Annotated in this window: 15 protein-coding genes; 10 read left to right on the top strand and 5 right to left on the bottom strand. The window is 73.1% G+C overall.

Features of this window, described 5'->3' with window-relative positions; translation table 11 throughout:
* The first annotated feature begins 20 nt into the window (after positions 1-20).
* The gene (locus ACZ4U1_RS30530) at positions 21-959 is read left to right on the top strand and encodes a 5'-nucleotidase (RefSeq protein ID WP_467907555.1); all 939 of its coding nucleotides are present in this window, start codon (positions 21-23) and stop codon (positions 957-959) included.
* A 35-nt stretch (positions 960-994) separates the two neighbouring features.
* On the opposite strand, the gene ACZ4U1_RS30525 is transcribed toward ACZ4U1_RS30530, so the two are convergent.
* Together ACZ4U1_RS30525 and ACZ4U1_RS30520 are read right to left on the bottom strand one after the other, a co-directional pair.
* Positions 995-1,843 carry a siderophore-interacting protein gene (locus ACZ4U1_RS30525; RefSeq protein ID WP_467907385.1) on the bottom strand — a complete coding sequence of 283 codons (849 nt, stop codon included), beginning with the start codon at positions 1,841-1,843 and terminating at the stop codon, positions 995-997.
* Between the two features lie 113 nt (positions 1,844-1,956).
* Positions 1,957-2,877: a 5'-3' exonuclease gene (locus ACZ4U1_RS30520; RefSeq protein WP_467907384.1), complete on the bottom strand. Its 921-nt coding sequence runs from the start codon at positions 2,875-2,877 to the stop codon at positions 1,957-1,959.
* Between the two features lie 154 nt (positions 2,878-3,031).
* Here ACZ4U1_RS30520 and ACZ4U1_RS30515 point away from each other — a divergent pair, with 154 nt between their 5' ends.
* From ACZ4U1_RS30515 to ACZ4U1_RS30500, 4 genes are all read left to right on the top strand, one after another.
* A complete protein-coding gene (locus ACZ4U1_RS30515; RefSeq protein ID WP_467907383.1) occupies positions 3,032-4,111 on the top strand; it encodes a quaternary amine ABC transporter ATP-binding protein in 1,080 nt (359 codons plus the stop codon).
* Positions 4,104-5,921 (top strand): ABC transporter permease/substrate binding protein, encoded by a 1,818-nt coding sequence (locus ACZ4U1_RS30510; protein WP_467907382.1) that lies wholly within the window; start codon positions 4,104-4,106, stop codon positions 5,919-5,921. Before ACZ4U1_RS30515 ends, ACZ4U1_RS30510 begins: the two co-directional genes overlap by 8 nt.
* A 384-nt stretch (positions 5,922-6,305) precedes the next feature.
* Positions 6,306-6,878, top strand: coding sequence for a helix-turn-helix domain-containing protein (locus ACZ4U1_RS30505; RefSeq protein ID WP_467907381.1), 573 nt, complete (start codon positions 6,306-6,308; stop codon positions 6,876-6,878).
* Positions 6,879-7,610, top strand: coding sequence for a helical backbone metal receptor (locus ACZ4U1_RS30500; protein WP_467907380.1), 732 nt, complete (start codon positions 6,879-6,881; stop codon positions 7,608-7,610).
* Here the strand turns inward: ACZ4U1_RS30500 and ACZ4U1_RS30495 are convergent.
* Entirely contained in the window at positions 7,522-8,679 is a 1,158-nt protein-coding gene (locus ACZ4U1_RS30495; protein WP_467907379.1) for a TDT family transporter, read from the bottom strand. The two genes, ACZ4U1_RS30500 and ACZ4U1_RS30495, sit on opposite strands and share 89 nt — an antisense overlap.
* Positions 8,680-8,749: 70 nt before the next feature.
* Here ACZ4U1_RS30495 and ACZ4U1_RS30490 point away from each other — a divergent pair, with 70 nt between their 5' ends.
* Both ACZ4U1_RS30490 and ACZ4U1_RS30485 read left to right on the top strand, forming a co-directional pair.
* Positions 8,750-9,682: a LysR family transcriptional regulator gene (locus tag ACZ4U1_RS30490; RefSeq protein ID WP_467907378.1), complete on the top strand. Its 933-nt coding sequence runs from the start codon at positions 8,750-8,752 to the stop codon at positions 9,680-9,682.
* A gap of 62 nt (positions 9,683-9,744) precedes the next feature.
* Positions 9,745-10,695 carry a phosphotransferase gene (locus ACZ4U1_RS30485; RefSeq protein WP_467907377.1) on the top strand — a complete coding sequence of 317 codons (951 nt, stop codon included), beginning with the start codon at positions 9,745-9,747 and terminating at the stop codon, positions 10,693-10,695.
* Here ACZ4U1_RS30485 and ACZ4U1_RS30480 read toward each other — a convergent pair.
* Complete coding sequence (locus tag ACZ4U1_RS30480) at positions 10,679-11,365, bottom strand: gamma-glutamyl-gamma-aminobutyrate hydrolase family protein (RefSeq protein ID WP_467907376.1); 687 nt, start codon at positions 11,363-11,365, stop codon at positions 10,679-10,681. The genes ACZ4U1_RS30485 and ACZ4U1_RS30480 overlap by 17 nt on opposite strands.
* Before the next feature lie 94 nt (positions 11,366-11,459).
* The gene (locus ACZ4U1_RS30475; protein ID WP_467907375.1) at positions 11,460-12,197 is read right to left on the bottom strand and encodes a FadR/GntR family transcriptional regulator; all 738 of its coding nucleotides are present in this window, start codon (positions 12,195-12,197) and stop codon (positions 11,460-11,462) included.
* Positions 12,198-12,293: 96 nt separating this feature from the next.
* On the opposite strand from ACZ4U1_RS30475, the gene ACZ4U1_RS30470 reads away from it, so the two are divergent.
* The 3 genes from ACZ4U1_RS30470 to ACZ4U1_RS30460 are packed head-to-tail and all read left to right on the top strand — an operon-like array spanning position 12,294 to position 15,816.
* Complete coding sequence (locus ACZ4U1_RS30470) at positions 12,294-13,652, top strand: glutamine synthetase family protein (RefSeq protein ID WP_467907374.1); 1,359 nt, start codon at positions 12,294-12,296, stop codon at positions 13,650-13,652.
* Positions 13,653-13,663: 11 nt separating this feature from the next.
* The gene (locus ACZ4U1_RS30465) at positions 13,664-15,037 is read left to right on the top strand and encodes an aldehyde dehydrogenase family protein (RefSeq protein WP_467907373.1); all 1,374 of its coding nucleotides are present in this window, start codon (positions 13,664-13,666) and stop codon (positions 15,035-15,037) included.
* On the top strand, positions 15,034-15,816 hold the full coding sequence (locus tag ACZ4U1_RS30460; protein ID WP_467907372.1) for a 3-oxoacyl-ACP reductase: 783 nt from the start codon (positions 15,034-15,036) through the stop codon (positions 15,814-15,816). Before ACZ4U1_RS30465 ends, ACZ4U1_RS30460 begins: the two co-directional genes overlap by 4 nt.
* Positions 15,817-15,835: the final 19 nt, after the last annotated feature.

The following is a 15,835-nucleotide window of genomic DNA, read 5'->3' as shown; positions in this document are numbered from 1 at the left end:
CCGGTGTGAAGATGGAGGACATGCCGGCCTATGCCCTTGCGAACCGACTCGTCGTCGGTGTCGCCTCCAGCGCCCTGTTCGATCTGCGGGAGTCGGACACGGTCTTCCGCGAGCAGGGCGAGGAGGCCTACCGGGCCTACCAGGAGGAGAACCGGGACAACACGCTCCAGCCGGGTGTCGCCTTCGCGTTCATCCGCAGGCTGCTGTCGCTGAACGACCTCGGCGAGCCGGGGGATCCGCTCGTCGAGGTCATCATCCTCTCCCGCAACGACCCGGACACCGGCCTGCGGGTGATGGGCTCGATCCAGGCCCATCGACTGCCCATCAGCCGCGCCGTCTTCATGCAGGGCCGCTCCCCGTACAGGTTCATGCCCGCGCTGAACATGTCCCTGTTCCTGTCGGCGAACGGCGACGACGTGCGCGAGGCCGTCGCCGCCGGACTGGCCGCGGGACACGTCCGCGGCGGGGCGTACCCGGACGACCTCGCCGACCGGGAGCTGCGGGTCGCGTTCGACTTCGACGGGGTGCTCGCCGGCGACGCCGCCGAGCAGGTGTACCAGGCCGACGGACTGGAGGAGTTCCGCGCGCACGAGGCCCGTAACGCGGCGGTCCCGCACGATCCCGGGCCGCTGCGGGACTTCCTCGCCGGGGTGAACCGGATACAGCGCCGCGAGGAGGAGCGGCGGACGAGCGATCCGGACTACGCGGTCCGGGTCCGCGTCTCCATCGTGACCGCGCGCAACGCCCCCGCCCACGAGCGCGCCGTGAACAGCCTCAAGGAGTGGGGTCTGCGGGTGAACGACGCCTTCTTCCTCGGCGGCATCGACAAGGGCGCGGTGATGAGGGTGCTGGACCCGCACATCTTCTTCGACGACCAGGTGACCCATCTGGAGAGCACGTCCCGGACCACGCCCAGCGTGCACATCCCGTTCGGCAGGATCAACCAGACGGCCCCCTGACGGCGGACGGCACGTGCCCCTGAGGCCGGCGACGCTCAGGCCGCCGCTGCCGCCACGCCCTCCTGTTCGGCCTCGATCCGGGCGTTCCAGTCCCGCTTCGAGGCCTGCCAGCCGTCCTCGTTGTGGCCGAGGCGCCAGTAGCCGGAGATCGACAGGTCCTCGCGGGGGATCTGCCGTTCGACGCGCAGCAGGCGGCGCAGTTCCTTCACGAAGCCCGCCTCGCCGTGCACGAAGGCGTGGAGCCGGCCCTCGGGGAAGTCCAGCCCGCGTACGGCCTCCAGGAGGGCCGCGCCGACCGGGCGGTCCCCGCGGTGCAGCCAGACGACCCGCACCCCGGTGTCGATCTTCTGCTCCTCCTCGGGGCCGGAGACCTCGATGAAGGCGTGTGCACGGGCGCCGGCGGGCAGCGTCTCCAGGGCGCGGGCGATCGCGGGCAGCGCGCTCTCGTCACCGGCGAGCAGATGCCAGTCGGCCTCGGGGTCGGGCGCGTACGCGCCGCCGGGGCCCATGAAGCGGACCGTCTCGCCGGGCCGCGCCCGCAGGGCCCAGGGTCCGGCCAGGCCCTCGTCGCCGTGGACCACGAAGTCCAGAGTCAGCTCGCGCCGCATGGGGTCCCAGGCGCGCACGGTGTACGTCCGGGTCACCGGCCACTGCTCGCGCGGGAACTCGGCGCGGATCCGCTCCAGGTCGAAGGGCTCCGGGTAGGTGACCCCGTCGGCGCCGAACAGCAGCTTCACGTAGTGGTCGGTGCAGGTGTCCGCGGCGAATCCGGCCAGGCCCTCGCCGCCGAGCACCACGCGCTGCATGTGCGGGGTCAGGCGCTCGGTGCGCACCACCTGGGCGGTATGGGGCTTGCGCGGCTTTCGTCCCGGACGTTCTGCCATCACGGCCTCCTGCGAGGTTGGTTAGGTTTACCTAAGTTAGCATCCCGTTCCGATGTCACACCTCTTCCGTGAGCCTTCCCTGTGATCGCTTTACCGGAATATTCCGGTCGGGCTCACTGCGCCAGGGTCGTCAGCAGCCGCTGCAGGGAGCCCCCGAGGCCCCACCGGTGTGCCAGTTCCTCCAGCGCCGCCGGGTCGCGCGGCGCCCGCGGCAGGGCGGTGCCGACGTCCGGCAGCGGCACGTCGTCGGCCACCCGCACCACCTTCGGCGCGACCGCCACATACGGCCGGGCCTCGGTGAGCCGCTTGCGCTGCGACGGCGTGAGCTTCGCCCGCGGGTCGTCGACCGCCGCCATGATCCCGGCCAGGTCGCCGAACTCGGCGAGCAGCTTGGCGGCCGTCTTCTCGCCGATCCCGGCCACGCCCGGCAGGCCGTCGCTCGGGTCGCCCCGCAGCAGCGCCAGATCCGCGTACCCGCGCCCGTCGACGCCATACTTCCCGCGCAGCACCGCCTCGTCGGTCAGCTGCAGCGTGCCGACGCCCTTCAGCGGGTACAGCACCCGGACCCCGCGCTCGTCGTCCACCAGCTGGTACAGGTCGCGGTCGCCGGTGACGATGTCCACCGGGCCCTTCGCGCGCGCGGTGAACGTGCCGATCACGTCGTCCGCCTCGTACCCCGCGACGCCGACGCGCGCGATCCCGATCGCGTCCAGCACCTCCTCGATCACCGGCACCTGCGGGGCCAGCGTGTCCGGCACCTCCTCCTCGTCCGGCGCGCCCTCGTGCTCCTCGGCGACCCGGTGCGCCTTGTAGGTGGGGATGAGGTCCACCCGCCACTGCGGGCGCCAGTCCGCGTCCATGCAGGCCACCAGGTGCTCCGGCCGGTGGTCCTTGACCAGCCGGTCGATGAAGTCCAGCAGCCCGCGGACCGCGTTGACGGGCGTGCCGTCCGGCGCCTTCACGGAATCCGGGACGCCGAAATAGGCGCGGAAGTACAGCGAGGCGGTGTCGAGAAGCATGAGTCGTCCGGTCACGCACGCATCATGCCGTACGGCTCCGACAGCGGCCGGTGCTCCCGGAACGCGTTGCGTGACGCGCATTGCCGTGAACCCGGCCACTTGCGGGTTTGCCTCCGCTTGACCTGGGGAGGCGCGGCCTCTGTCCTGTCCCCGGAGACGAGAGGTTCGCGTGTCATCAGCCAGGCTTGAGGCGGAGCACCTGTTCAAGGTGTTCGGCAGACGACCGGACGACGCAGTGGAACGCCTGCGCGAGGGCGCCGACCGGGCGGAGCTGCGCGCCGACGGAACGACCGCCGCCGTGATCGACGCGTCCTTCCGCGTGGCGGCCGGCGAGATCTTCGTGGTGATGGGGCTGTCGGGCTCCGGGAAGTCCACCCTGCTGCGCATGCTCAACGGGCTGCTGGAGCCGACCGCGGGCAGCGTGCGCTTCGACGGCCAGGACCTGACCGCGCTCTCCGACCGGGCACTGCGCGAGCTGCGCTCGACAAAGATCAGCATGGTCTTCCAGCACTTCGCGCTGTTCCCGCACCGCAGCGTCCGCGACAACGCCGCCTACGGCCTGGAAGTGCAGGGCGTGCCCCGCGCCGAGCGCGAGCGCCGCGCCGACGAGGCGCTCGCCCTGTGCGGCCTGGCCGGCTGGGAGACGTCCTGGCCCGACGAGCTGTCCGGCGGCATGCAGCAGCGCGTCGGCCTCGCCCGCGCCCTCGCCACCGACGCCGACGTGCTGCTCATGGACGAGTCCTTCAGCGCCCTGGACCCGCTGATCCGCCGGGACATGCAGGACCAGCTGCTGGAACTCCAGAAGACGCTGCGAAAGACCATCGTCTTCATCACCCACGACCTCAACGAGGCCATGCGGCTCGGCGACCGCATCGCCGTCATGCGTGACGGCCGGATCGTGCAGACCGGCACCGCCGAGGACATCCTGCTGCGCCCCGAGAGCGACTACGTGGCCTCCTTCATCCAGGACGTCGACCGCTCCCGGGTGCTCACGGCGGGCGCCCTCATGGACACCTCGGTCACGGGGGACGCCCCTCTGTGCGGCTGCGAGACCGCGACCCCCGAGACGCCGTTCACAACGCTGTGCGCGATCAGCGCCCGGCTGTCCCACCGCGTCTCCGTCGTCGACGAGGCGAACCGGGTCGTCGGTGTCGTGCCGCGGCAGCGGCTGGTCGGCTTCCTCGGCGACGAGGCGACCGGTCCCGTGCCCTGCGACAACCCCGACGGGAAGGTGATCGGCCGTGCCTAGGATCCACCTCGGCGACTGGGTCGACTCCGGCGTCGCCTGGCTGGTCGACCACCTCTCCTGGCTCTTCGACGCCGTCAGGGCGGTCATGGAGGGCATGTACGACGGCATCGACGCCGTGCTGACCGCGCCCGAGCCGCTGCTGACGGCCGGCATCCTCGCCGTGGTCGCCTGGTGGCTGCGCGGGCTGCTCGCCGGTGTCCTCGCCTTCGCCGGCTTCGCCCTCGTGGACTCGCTCGACCTGTGGGACCGGGCCATGTCCACCCTCGCCCTGGTCCTCGTGGCGACCGTGATCGCGCTGGTGATCTCGATCCCGCTGGGCATCTGGGCCGCCCGCTCCAAGGCGGTCAGCGCCGCCGTACGGCCGGTCCTGGACCTGCTCCAGACGATGCCCTCGATGGTGCTGCTGATCCCGGCCATGCTCTTCTTCGGCCTGGGCACCGCCGCGGGCGTGGTCGCCACCCTGATCTTCGCGCTCGCCCCCGGCGTCCGCATGACCGAGCTGGGCATCCGACAGGTCGACGCCGAGCTGGTCGAGGCGGCCGAGGCGTTCGGCACCACCCCGCGCAACATCCTGTGGCGGGTCCAGCTGCCGCTCGCCCTGCCGACCATCATGGCCGGCGTCAACCAGGTGATCATGCTGGGTCTGTCCATGGTCGTCATCGCCGGCATGGTCGGCACCGGCGGCCTCGGCGGCGCCGTCAACGAGGCCATCGGCCAGCTCGACATCGGCTACGGCTTCGAGGCGGGCGTCGGCATCGTCGTCCTCGCCATCTACCTGGACCGCGTCACCGGCGCGCTCGGCACCCAGCTCTCCCCGCTGGGCCGCAGGGCCGCCGCGAAGGCCCCCACGCGCGCGTGGTCGTACCGTCCGCGCCCGGCCGTCGCCGTGGCCGGGGTCGTCGCCCTCGCCCTCGTCGCGGGCGGACTCGGGATCTTCGGCTCCTCCACCGGCACCCCCGAGGCCTCCGGCACGGACGTCGGCAAGGGCAAGGAGATCCGGATCGGCTACATCCCCTGGGACGAGGGCATCGCCTCCACGTTCCTCTGGAAGGAACTCCTGGAGGAGCGCGGCTTCGAGGTCACCACGACCCAGTACGCGGCCGGCCCCCTCTACACCGGCCTCGCCACCGGTCAGCTGGACTTCCAGACCGACTCCTGGCTGCCCACCACCCACGCCGAGTACTGGAAGAAGTACGGCGAGCAGCTGGACGACCTCGGCAAGTGGTACGGACCCACCTCCCTGGAGCTGACCGTCCCCTCCTATGTCAAGGACGTGAATTCCCTGACGGACCTCGAGGACCACGCGTCCGAGTTCCACGGGAAGATCATCGGCATCGAGCCCAGCGCGGGCATGATGGGCCTGCTGAAGAGCAAGGTGCTCAAGGAGTACGGCCTGGAGGGCGCCTACGAGGTGGTGGACGGCTCCACACCGGCCATGCTCGCCGAGCTGAAGCGCGCCTACGCCCGCAAGCAGCCGGTCGTCGTCACCCTGTGGTCGCCGCACTGGGCGTACAGCGACTACGACCTGAAGAAGCTCGAGGACCCCCGGGGCGCCTGGGGGGAGGGCGACGGCGTGCACACCCTCGCCCGCAAGGGCTTCGCCGCCGACAACCCGCAGGTCGGCAAGTGGCTGAAGGACTTCTCCATGACCGAGGAGCAGCTGACGGACCTGGAGGCGCAGATCCAGAAGTCCGGCAAGGGCAAGGAGCAGGACGCCGTCCGCAGCTGGCTGCGCCGGCACCCGGGCCTGGTCGACAAGTGGGCGCCCGTCGCCGCCCAGGAGGACGCCACCAGCCAGGCGGCCGGGTGACCTGACCGGCCCGGACCGCCTCCCGGGGGGCGGGCGCCGCCGGACGCCGACGCGCGTCCGGCGCTGCCCGCCCCCCGATGCGTTCCGCTTACGGGACGGATCCGGCCAATCACCCTCCGTGCGGACCGTGGCCTCCGCCGGGGTGCCGCGCCCAGCTGGTCGGCAGGTTCATCCCCCAGGGTGACCGGGTCACGGACCGGTCCCCGGCCCCCAAGTGCTGGCGCGAACTGAGAGGGTGGGGGATCACGGGTCTGTCAGGGATGTGACAGGCACGTGAAACGGTTTGCCGAACATGCGTAGGGTGCAGAGAAGTCATCGGAAGAGATGCGCCCCGCAGCGGGCACCCGGACAACGGCACGACGAGCGAGGGAGGGAGCCGGAGCGATGGGCGACCACAAAGAGCAGCAGCCCGTGCGGGTGGGCGCGGCCGTCCGGCGGCGCCGCCGTGCGCTGGAACTGACCCTCGCCGTCGTGGCCGAGCGCAGCGGCCTCTCGGTGCCGTTCCTCAGCCAGGTCGAGAACGACAAGGCCCGCCCGAGTCGTACGTCCCTGGAGAAGCTGGCCGACGCCCTGCGCACCACGGCCGTCGAACTCCTCGCCGCCGCCGACCCGGCCGCCAGCGTGGACGTCGTCCGCGCCGAGAGCCTCCCCGAGGGCGACTTCGACCCGCGGACCCGTTCCCTGGTGCGCGGCCACCACCAGCTGCACGCCTCCGAGTTCACCGGCGACCACGACGCCGGCCGCGAGTTCCAGCACCGCAACGACGAGCTGATGTACGTCGCGGACGGCGCGGTGGAGATCGAGGCGGAGGGGCGCGCGTACCGCCTCGGGCGCGGCGACACCCTGTATCTGACGGGCGGGGTGCGGCACCGGTGGCGGGCCACGGTCCCGGACACCCGGATCATCGTGGTGGCGGTGGCGGAGCACATCGAGGCCGTGCAGGACAGGTCTCGCTAGGTGCGTCCTCGTCCGCGGGTCGTCTCTCTCGTCCCGTCCCTCACCGAGGCGGTGGCCGTCACCCTGCCCGGCGTCCTCGTCGGCGCCACCGACTGGTGCTCCCACCCGGCGGACCTGGATGTCACCCGGATCGGCGGGACGAAGAACCCCAAGGTGGACCGGATCCTCGCACTCGCCCCCGACCTGGTGATCGCCAACGAGGAGGAGAACCGGGCCGCCGACCTGGACGCCCTGCGCGCGGCGGGGGTCGAGGTGCTGGTCACCGAGGTGCGGAGGGTGCCGTCGGCCTTCGCCGAGCTGGACCGGGTGCTCACCGCGTGCGGCGCGCCGGGGCGGCCCGCGTGGCTGGACGCGGCGGAGGCGGCCTGGGCGGACCTGCCCGAGCCGGCGGGGCGTACGAGGGCGGTCGTACCGGTCTGGCGCCGGCCCTGGATGGTGCTCGGGCGGGACACCTTCGCGGGTGACGTCCTGGCCCGCCTCGGTGTCGACCACGTGTACGCCGGCCACCCCGAGCGTTATCCCCGCGTGCCGCTGGAGGAGCTGCGGGCGGCGGGCGCGGAGCTGGTGGTGCTGCCCGACGAGCCGTACCGGTTCACCGCCGACGACGGCCCCGATGCGTTTCCCGGCCTGCCCTGCGCGCTGGTCAGCGGGCGGCACCTGACCTGGTACGGCCCGTCCCTGGCACAGGCGCCGGCGGTGCTGGCCGGGGCGCTGCGAGCAGCTCACCGCTGACCAGCCCGCGCAGGGTGCCCCAGGACGCCGCGAGCCAGGCGGCCACGAGGACGCCGTACAGACCGACGGCCGTCGCGTCGTACATCGCGAGACCGGTGTGCCGGGCGAGGGCGGCGGCGCCGGTGACACAGGTGCCCACCGGGAAGGTGAACGCCCACCAGGTCAGCGCGAAGCCCATGCCCCGGCGCCGGGCCCGCACCACGTGCGCGGTGGCCAGTCCCAGCCAGAGCAGCGCGAACCCCATGACCGGCACGCCGTACAGCACGGCGAAGACGCCGAGGCCGCGGTCGTAGGGGGCCGGTACGACCCCGGGCGCGGCGTCCGCGATGAGGGCGACCGCGGTGGTGGACTGCCCCAGCGGGCCGAGGACCAGGAACAGGGTCGGGGTGAGCGCGAGCGGCAGCGGCCCGCCGGTGAGCAGCCGGGTGAAGATCAGCGGCAGCATCACCAGCACGGCCAGCAGACTCAGCCCGAACAGCGCGAAGCAGGCCAGCAGCAGGGTCTCCCGGGGCTGCCCCGGCGGCAGATGCGGCACCAGCAGGGGGCCGACGGAGGCCGAGACCATGGGCGCGACCAGCGGCAGCAGCCACACGGGGGTGGCCTGGGCGGCCTCGACGCGATGCCGTACGGCCATCAGGTACGGCACGGCCACGGCGGCGCCGAGCCCGATCGCCGTGCCCGCGGCGAACAGCACGGTGTCCAGGGCGACGGCCGCCCGCGTGCCGATCAGCTCCCGGCCGGCCGTCAGGGCGCCGCCGCCCACCGCGAGCAGCGCCATCGCCAGGCAGCCGTAGAAGGGGGCCATGGCCGGGTCGAGGAGATGGGCGCGGGCCTGGTCGCGGTGGCGGCTCCAGTGCCAGGTCCGGGCGGCCAGCAGGGTCAGCAGCACGAGCAGGGACAGCGCCCAGACGGCCGCGAAGACACCGCGCGGCCCGTGCACCGGCCCCGGCAGCGCGACACCGGCCGAGCCGACGACGGCGGTGCCCATGACGACGGCGTACCAGTTCGGGCCGAGGTGCCGGAGCCGGGCGGCGTGGGGGAGCGGTAGGGGCTGGGCTGCGGTGACCATGCTCCTACGATCCCGTAGCCGATCGCCCCTGACCAGGGAGTTCCTGTCTATGAGGGCATAAGCTGGTCTTATGAGTGAGGGTCCTGTGAGTGAGGCGGAGGAACAGCGCACGGCATCCCTGGCGCACCGGGTGCCGGACCTCGCCGCGCTGGAGCTGCTGCTGGCCGTGGCGCGGCTGGGCAGTCTCGGCGCGGCGGCCCGGGAGGTCGGCATCACGCAGCCGGCCGCCAGCAGCCGGATCCGCTCCATGGAACGGCAGTTGGGCGTCGCCCTGGTCGACCGTTCGCCGCGCGGCTCCCGGCTCACCGACGCGGGTGCCCTGGTCACCGACTGGGCCCGGCGGGTGGTGGAGGCCGCGGCGGCCTTCGACGCGGGGGCGCGGGCGCTGCGGGACCGGCGGGACTCGCGGCTCAGGGTCGCGGCGAGCATGACCATCGCCGAGTACCTGCTGCCCGGCTGGCTCCTCGCGCTGCACGCCGAGCGCCCCGACACGGCCGTGTCGCTGCTCGCGGGCAACTCCGCGAAGGTCGCGGAACTGCTGCTGGCGGGCGATGCGGACCTGGGCTTCGTGGAGGGGCTGTCCGTGCCGCCGGGCCTGGACTCCGCGGTCATCGCCCACGACCGGCTGATCGTCGTCACCGCGCCCGGTCACCCGTGGGCCCGCCGCAGGCGGCCCGTGACGGCGGCGGAGCTGGCCGCGACCCCGCTCATCCTGCGCGAGCGCGGCTCCGGCACCCGCCAGGTCCTGGACGCGGCGCTCGGCGGCCTGGCCCGCCCGCTGATCGAACTGTCCTCCACGACGGCGGTGAAGGCCTCGGCGGTCAGCGGCGCCGGCCCCTCCGTCCTGAGTGAACTGGCGGTGGGTGAGGAGCTGTCGATGCGGCGCCTGGTCAGCATCCCGGTGGAGGGTGTCTCGCTCCACCGGGACCTGCGCGCGGTCTGGCCGACCGGCCACCGGCCGACGGGCCCGGCCCGGGAGCTGCTGTCACTGACGCGGGGATGACGGGGCGGCGCCCGCGCGGAAAATCCTTGGCTCCGGGGCGGACCGGCTCGTCATCATGCGGTATGACCCTCACCGCCCCGCCCGCCACCGGCGTCCGCACCCCCTGGGAAGACCTCCCGGCCGTCGTCCGCGACGCCGTCGGCGAGGTGCTCGGGGCGCCGGTCGTGCGGGCCGTCACCCAGAGCGGCGGCTTCTCGCCGGGCGTCGCCGCCCGAGTGCGCACGGCCGCCGGCCGGACCGGCTTCGTCAAGGCGGTCAGCGCCGACACCAACCCGCACAGCCCCGGCCTGCACCGCAAGGAGGCCCGGAACGCCGCCGCGCTCCCGGCCGCCGTGCCGGCGCCCCGGCTGCTCGGTTCGTACGACGACGGCACCTGGGTGGCGCTGGTCTTCGAGGAGGTGGCCGGAGACCAGCCGCGGGTGCCCTGGCAGCCGGCCGAACTGGACCGCGTGCTCGACGCCGTGGCCGTGCTCGCCCGCACCGGCACCCCGTCCCCGGTCGACGCCCCGCCCGTCGCCGAGGATCTGGCCGAGGCCTTCTCGGGCTGGCGCCGGCTCCTCGACGGCGAGGCCGGTGACGTGCGCGGCCGCCTCGGCGAGTGGACCGCCGACCGCCTTCCCGAACTCGCCGCGCTGGCGGACGGATGGGCCGAGGGCGCGTCCGGGGACACGCTGGCCCACGGCGACCTGCGCGCGGACAACGTCCTGCTGACGGCCGACGGCGTCGTCTTCGTGGACTGGCCGCACGCCCTGCGCGCGGCGCCCTGGTTCGACCTGCTGGTCATGCTGCCCTGCGTGCGGGCCCAGGGCGGCCCCGACCCCGAGGAGGTGTTCACCGCGCACCCCCTGGGCCGGGCGGCGGACCCCGACGCCGTGACCGCGGCGCTGGCCGCCCTCACCGGCTACTTCCTGCACGGCTCGCTGCGGCCGGCGCCGCCGGGCCTGCCCACCCTGCGCCCCTTCCAGCGCGCGCAGGGCGAGGCCGCCCTGGCCTGGCTCAGGAGGCGGCTGTGACCAGGGCCCGCATCACCCGCAGGTCCTCGCCCATCTCCGGGTGCCACTGCACGCCCAGCACCCAGCCCCGGTCCGCCGGCAGCTCGACGGCCTCCACGGTGCCGTCCGCCGCGTAGGCCGACGGGACGAGTCCCTCGCCGAGCCGGTCCACCGCCTGGTGGTGGTACGTCGGCACCGTCTGCTCCTCCGGGACGATGCCGGCGTACAGGGTGCCCGGCACCGGCTTCACCGGGTGCTCGCCGAACGCGCCGACCATCTCCGCGTGCCCGTCGAGGTGCTGGACGAGCGTGCCGCCGAGGACGACGTTCAGCAGCTGCATGCCCCGGCAGACGCCGAGCAGCGGCACTCCCGCCGCCAGCGCCGCCTCGATCAGTGCCAGCTCCCACGCGTCCCGCTCCGGCGCGGGCGGCCCCGTGCGGGGTGAGCGCTCGGCGCCGTAGCGAGCCGGGTCGACGTCCGGGCCGCCCGCGATGACCAGCCCGTCGAGCCGGGCCACCGCGGCCGCGGCGTGTTCCGGCGCGTCCGGTGGCAGCAGCGCCGCGAGCCCGCCGGCCCGCTGCACCAGCCGCGGATAGCCGACCGCGAGCAGCACCGCGTCCAGCTCCCACACCCCCCAGCGCACACCGGACTCCAGATACGTGCTCACACCGATCAGCGGCCGTGCGGTCATGCTGCCCTCCCTGGAAAAGCGCCCCGCTTCATGAGTGCCCGCTCTGTAGCTGCCCACCCACAAAGGTATTCACCCGTACCTTTGCAGACCCGGCTCAGGCCAGGAAGCCCCGCAGCAGCGCCGCCGTCCCCGCGCAGTGCTCGCGCATCATCTCCCGCGCGCCGTCCGCGTCCCCGTCCAGCACCGCCCCGACCAGCGCCGTGTGCTGGCGCTGGGAGTGCTCCAGGTTGCGCACCAGCAGCGGGATGCAGTCCAGCAGGTCGTTCACGGTGGCCCGGACCGCCGCGTACTGCGCGGTCAGCGACGGCGAACCGCACAGCTCGGCCAGCGTCAGGTGCAGCAGCGTGTCCGCCCGCCGGTAGTCCGCGAGCGGCGCCTCGTGGGTGCGGTCCAGCGTCTCCCGCAGCCGCTGCGCCTGCTCCTCGCCCAGCCCGTGCGCCGCGCACAGCCCGGCCGCGCCCACCTCCAGCACCTCGCGGAAGCGCAGCACGTCCTCGATGTCGACCTCGGCGATCCGGCGGCGCAGCTCGTCCTCGCCGCCCGCGTCCGGGCGCGGCAGCACGAACGTTCCGCCGTACCGCCCGCGCCGCGCCTCCACCAGCCCCTGGTCCTGGAGCACCTTCAGCACCTCGCGCAGCGTCACCCGGCTGATCCCGAGCCGCTCCGCCAGCTCCCGCTCGGCCGGCAGCCGCTCGCCGGCCGGCACCAGGCCCAGCCGGACGATCTGCAGGATCTGCTCCAGCGCCTCCTCGAAACCGTTGCCCGCCCGCACCGGCCGCAGCACCGGGGCGAGCCGGTCCTCCAGCCCGCTCGTACCCATGTCGTGCGACATCCGCCGTACCCCCTTCCCAAGCAATGGTTCTCCGCAATACCTTATGGCTCCCGGCCCGGCCGAAAAAAGCGCGATGGCGCCGAAGGAGGCTCTCCCGTGGCAGACCGCACACCCCCGCTCAGCGTCGAGGAACTGCACGCCCTCGTCGCGGGCGGTGAGATCGACACTGTCGTCCTGGCCTTCCCCGACATGCAAGGGCGGCTGCAGGGCAAGCGGTTCGCCGCCCGCTTCTTCCTCGACGAGGTCCTGCACCACGGCACCGAGGGGTGCAACTACCTGCTCGCCGTCGACACCGAGATGAACACCGTCGACGGCTACGCGATGTCCTCCTGGGAGCGCGGCTACGGCGACTTCGCCATGCACCCCGACCTCGCCACCCTGCGCCGCATCCCCTGGCACCCCGGCACCGCCCTGCTCATCGGCGACCTCGCCTGGAGCGACGGCTCCCCGGTCGCCGCCGCGCCCCGCCAGATCCTGCGCCGCCAGCTGGACCGGCTCGCCGAGCTGGGCTACACCGCCCAGGTCGGCACCGAGCTGGAGTTCATCGTCTTCAAGGACACCTACGAGCAGGCCTGGGACGCCGGCTACCGCGGCCTCACCCCCGCCAACCAGTACAACATCGACTACTCCATCCTCGGCACCGGCCGCATCGAACCCCTGCTGCGCCGCCTGCGCAACGACATGGCCGGCGCCGGCCTCACCGTCGAGTCCGCCAAGGGCGAGTGCAACCCCGGCCAGCACGAGATCGCCTTCCGCTACGACGAGGCACTGCGGACCTGCGACCAGCACGCCCTCTACAAGACCGGCGCCAAGGAGATCGCCGCCCAGGAGGGCGTCTCGATCACCTTCATGGCCAAGTACAACGAGCGCGAGGGCAACTCCTGCCACATCCACCTCTCGCTCGCCGACGCCGACGGCACCAACGCCATGGCCGACGGCGACGGAATGTCCGACGTCATGCGGCACTTCCTCGCCGGACAGCTCGCCGCCCTGCGCGACTTCTCCCTCCTCTACGCCCCCAACATCAACTCCTACAAGCGGTTCCAGCCGGGCTCCTTCGCCCCCACCGCCGTCGCCTGGGGCCACGACAACCGCACCTGCGCCCTGCGCGTCGTCGGCCACGGCCGCTCCCTGCGCTTCGAGAACCGCCTCCCCGGCGGAGACGTCAACCCGCACCTAGCCGTCGCCGGCCTCGTCGCGGCCGGACTGTACGGCGTCGAGCAGAAGCTGGAACTGCCCGAGCCCTGCCCCGGAAACGCCTACACCGCCGGCTTCGAGCACGTCCCGACCACCCTGCGCGAGGCCGCCGAGCTGTGGGAGAACAGCCCCATCGCCAAGGCCGCCTTCGGGGACGAGGTGGTCGCGCACTACCGCAACATGGCGCGCGTCGAGCTGGAGGCCTTCGACGCCGCGGTCACCGACTGGGAGCTGCGCCGCTCCTTCGAACGCCTGTGAAAGGTCACCACGTGTCCGACCCGAACGAGCTGACCGTCCTCAACCCCGCCACCGAAGAGATCGTCGCCACCGTCCCCGCCGCGAGCGAGGAGGACGTCGCCGCCGCCGTCGTACGGGCCGGCCACGCCCAGCGGAAGTGGGCCGCCCTCGCCCCCGCCGACCGCGCCCGCCTGCTGCGCCGCTTCGCCGACACCGTCGACGCCCACACCGAGGAACTCGCCCGGCTGGAGGTCCGCGAGGCCGGGCACACCGTCGGCAACGCCCGCTGGGAGGCGGGCAACGCCCGTGACCTGCTGCTCTACGCGGCTGGCGGCGCCGAACGCCTGCTCGGCAACCAGATCCCGGTGCCCGGCGGCTGGAACGTCACCTTCCAGGAACCCCTGGGCGTGATCGGCGTGATCGCCCCCTGGAACTTCCCCATGCCGATCGCCGCCTGGGGCTCCTTCCCGGCCCTCGCCGCCGGCAACGCCGTGCTCCTCAAACCCGCCGAGACCACCCCGCTCACCGCGCTCCGGCTCGCCGAACTCGCCCTGGAGGCAGGCCTGCCCGAGCACGTCTTCCAGGTGCTGCCCGGCTACGGCGACACCGCCGGCCGCGCCCTGGTGGACCACCCGGACGTCGCCAAGATCGTGTTCACCGGCTCCACCCGCACCGGCCGCGAGGTCATGGAGCGCTGCGCCCGCCTGGTCAAACCGGTCACCCTCGAACTCGGCGGCAAGAGCCCCAACATCGTCTTCGCCGACGCCGACCTGCGAGCCGCCCTCGACCCCTTCTCCTTCCTGGACAACTCCGGCCAGGACTGCTGCGCCCGCACTCGCATCCTGGTCCAGGAGACCGTGCTGGACGAGGCCCGCGCCCACCTCGCCGACGCGCTGGCCGCCGTGGTCGTGGGCGACCCGGCCGACGAGAAGACCCAGATGGGCCCGCTGATCTCCGGCCGGCAGCTGGAGCGCGTACGGTCGTACGTCCCCGCGGACGCCCCGGCCCTGCGCGGCAGCGCCCCCGACGGGCCCGGCTTCTGGTTCCCGCCGACCGTGCTCACCGGGGAGCGGCCGGACAGCGCGGCCGCCCGCGAGGAGATCTTCGGACCCGTGGCCGTCCTCCTGCCCTTCACCGACGAGCAGGACGCGGTCCGCCTCGCCAACGACACCCCCTACGGCCTCTCCGGCTCCGTCTGGACCCGGGACGTGGGCCGCGCCCTGCGCGTGTCACAGGCCGTCCGCGCGGGCAACCTGTCCGTCAACTCCCACTCCAGCGTCCGCTACTGGACCCCGTTCGGCGGCTTCAAGCAGTCCGGCCTCGGCCGCGAACTGGGCCCCGACGCCCTGACCGCCTTCACCGAAACCAAGAACGTCTTCATCAGCACGGAGGGCCCCGCACAGTGACCGACACCAGTGTTTGCCGCCGCCTGGTCGGCCGTACCGCCGTCGTGACCGGAGCCGGCAGCGGCATCGGACTCGCCTCCGCCCGCCGGCTCGCCTCCGAGGGCGCCCACGTCGTCTGCGCGGACGTCGACGAGGTCCGCGGCAAGGCCGCCGCGGACGACATCGGCGGGCTCTTCGTGAAGACCGACGTCACCGACCCCGAGCAGGTCGAGGAGCTGTTCAAGGCGGCGTACGACACCTACGGCAGCGTCGACATCGCCTTCAACAACGCGGGCATCTCCCCGCCCGACGACGACTCCATCCTGGACACCGGCCTGGAGGCCTGGAAGCGGGTCCAGGAGGTCAACCTCACCTCCGTGTACCTGTGCTGCAAGGCCGCCATCCCCTACATGCGCCGGCAGGGCAGGGGCTCCATCATCAACACGGCCTCGTTCGTGGCGAGGATGGGCGCGGCCACCTCCCAGATCTCGTACACGGCCTCCAAGGGCGGTGTCCTCGCCATGTCCCGTGAGCTGGGCGTGCAGTTCGCACGGGAGGGCATCCGGGTGAACGCCCTGTGCCCCGGGCCGGTCAACACCCCGCTCCTGCAGGAGCTGTTCGCCAAGGACCCGGAGCGGGCCGCCCGCCGCCTCGTCCACATCCCGCTCGGCCGGTTCGCCGAGGCCGAGGAGATCGCCGCCGCCGTCGCCTTCCTGGCCAGTGACGACTCCTCCTTCGTCAACGCCACCGACTTCCTGGTGGACGGCGGAATCGCCGGCGCGTACGTCACGCCCCTGTAGCGGACAAAGGTGTACGGTC

Source organism: Streptomyces sp. NPDC028928 (assembly GCF_055564915.1).
This window is presented reverse-complemented; position numbering and strand designations above follow the sequence as displayed.

Coding starts and splice junctions, on each gene's coding strand:
- ACZ4U1_RS30530 (WP_467907555.1), top strand. CDS start 21: ATGCCGGCCTATGCCCTTGCGAACCGACTCGTCGTCGGTGTCGCCTCC.
- ACZ4U1_RS30525 (WP_467907385.1), bottom strand. CDS start 1,843: ATGGCAGAACGTCCGGGACGAAAGCCGCGCAAGCCCCATACCGCCCAG.
- ACZ4U1_RS30505 (WP_467907381.1), top strand. CDS start 6,306: ATGGGCGACCACAAAGAGCAGCAGCCCGTGCGGGTGGGCGCGGCCGTC.
- ACZ4U1_RS30495 (WP_467907379.1), bottom strand. CDS start 8,679: ATGGTCACCGCAGCCCAGCCCCTACCGCTCCCCCACGCCGCCCGGCTC.
- ACZ4U1_RS30490 (WP_467907378.1), top strand. CDS start 8,750: ATGAGTGAGGGTCCTGTGAGTGAGGCGGAGGAACAGCGCACGGCATCC.
- ACZ4U1_RS30485 (WP_467907377.1), top strand. CDS start 9,745: ATGACCCTCACCGCCCCGCCCGCCACCGGCGTCCGCACCCCCTGGGAA.
- ACZ4U1_RS30480 (WP_467907376.1), bottom strand. CDS start 11,365: ATGACCGCACGGCCGCTGATCGGTGTGAGCACGTATCTGGAGTCCGGT.
- ACZ4U1_RS30475 (WP_467907375.1), bottom strand. CDS start 12,197: ATGTCGCACGACATGGGTACGAGCGGGCTGGAGGACCGGCTCGCCCCG.